Genomic DNA, 610 nt, shown 5'->3' on the forward strand with positions numbered 1-610 from the left:
TACTTCATTTCCTGCAGCATCGGTTGCTGTGTAAGTAACGGTAGTTTCTCCCAGTGGGAAAACTTCTCCTGAAGCTAAACCTTCATTCATTTCTACAGTTACACCTTCACAATTATCGGTTGCCGTTGGTAGTTCATACTCCACAGTTGCAGAACATGAATCCACATCTACATTCTGAGTGATATTGGCCACTGAAGTAATTTCAGGAGCTTCGTAATCATTTACAGTTACTTCAAAGCTACAGTTTGCAGTGTTTCCTGAAGCATCTTCCGCCTGGAAAGTCACAGTAGTAGTTCCCACAGGGAAAACTTCTCCTGACACCGGACCGGCAATTTGAGTTACACTTACATCTCCTGAGTTATCAAAACCTTCCGGAGTTGTAAATTCTACCACCGCGCCGCAGATTCCAGCATCAACATTTACGTCAATGTTTTCAGGACAAGTTAATGTTGGATCTTCATCATCGGTGATGGTCACATCAAAGCTACAGGTAGCAGTATTTCCAGCAGCATCGGTCACCACGAAAGTATTGGTAGTGGTTCCCAATGGGAATTCACTTCCTGAAGCTAATCCGGCAGTTTGTTCAACGGTGAACTCGCAGTTATCAGAA

The 610-nt window shown here is 43.8% G+C and carries 1 protein-coding gene; it reads right to left on the reverse strand.

Annotation, left to right across the window (positions count from 1 at the left end; translation table 11 throughout):
• Nucleotides 1–610: HYR domain-containing protein (locus tag IE056_RS18335; protein WP_189606438.1), on the reverse strand; the 610-nt coding region annotated here is incomplete at both ends.

Source organism: Salinimicrobium marinum (genome assembly GCF_014651535.1).
In the GTDB taxonomy this organism is placed as follows: domain Bacteria; phylum Bacteroidota; class Bacteroidia; order Flavobacteriales; family Flavobacteriaceae; genus Salinimicrobium; species Salinimicrobium marinum.